General features: G+C 41.6%; 1 protein-coding gene. It reads right to left on the reverse strand.

Features of this window, described 5'->3' with window-relative positions; all coding sequences use genetic code 11:
• Positions 1–288 precede the first annotated feature (288 nt).
• Positions 289–825 (reverse strand): BRCT domain-containing protein, encoded by a 537-nt coding sequence (locus FEM55_RS17125; RefSeq protein WP_171036594.1) that lies wholly within the window; start codon positions 823–825, stop codon positions 289–291.
• Positions 826–901: the final 76 nt, after the last annotated feature.

Raw genomic sequence — 901 nt, forward strand, 5'->3', positions numbered from 1 at the left:
ACTATGCCCATCCGGAATTGGGGCATGATCCTGAATCAGTTTTTGACTATTTTTGAAAATAGGGTCAGGCTATAAGCTTCGCCCAACCCCGATTCAAAAGTTTACACAGTTAATGCGATAGTCCCTTAAAACATGAAAAATGGTGGGAATTTCTTCCGACCATGACTGGTTTTAACTCCCATTTAAACCTTAAACAGATTTTGAGATAGTGTCCAGCAGGGTAGGGCTGCACAATATTTTTATCATATGTACTTATGAACACTGTACGGCATTCATTCAAGCATATAATTAAATGCTCTTCAAGAAATCTGCTTCGCACAAAATTTCAATCTTCGCACCGTTTTGTATCATTTTAACCGCCTTTACCTGTTTAGTGCTCATTCCTTCCTCTCCAACCACTCTGTAGTCTTGTTGGCCAACTATTAAAAAATCTGTTTCTTTAGTTACACCACCGCCAAGAACTCCGCCTAAATCTGCTATGATTTGCTGTGCATCCCCGCGTACCATGGAAGACAAGGTGCCCGTAAATACGACAGTTCTTCCATGAAAGATGCTTTCAGGATTGTGTTTGGCGGGATCTCCAGTAATTTTGGAAAGGTCTTTCGGTTTATAGACTCTCTTAGTCTCGCAAGGTCTATACCCTCCTATATATAACTCTCCGACAGATGTTTTTAGCTTTTCAGGAAAATCATCTATGGAGGCTACTCCAGCAATTTTAAATGCTCGTAATGAGAGTTCTGCAGTGGCCCGGCTATCAGCTGCCGCGCGATGATGTTGTCTTGACCCCTTATAAGTTGGACACTTTTTCAATAATAGTTGTGTCACAAACCATTGCTTGATCCCACTTTTGTTGGGGCGTCACGAAACCGATTGAACGATGCAGGCGACTTTCATTGTAATG

This window comes from Dyadobacter sediminis (assembly GCF_005860765.1).
Taxonomy (GTDB): domain Bacteria; phylum Bacteroidota; class Bacteroidia; order Cytophagales; family Spirosomataceae; genus Dyadobacter; species Dyadobacter sediminis.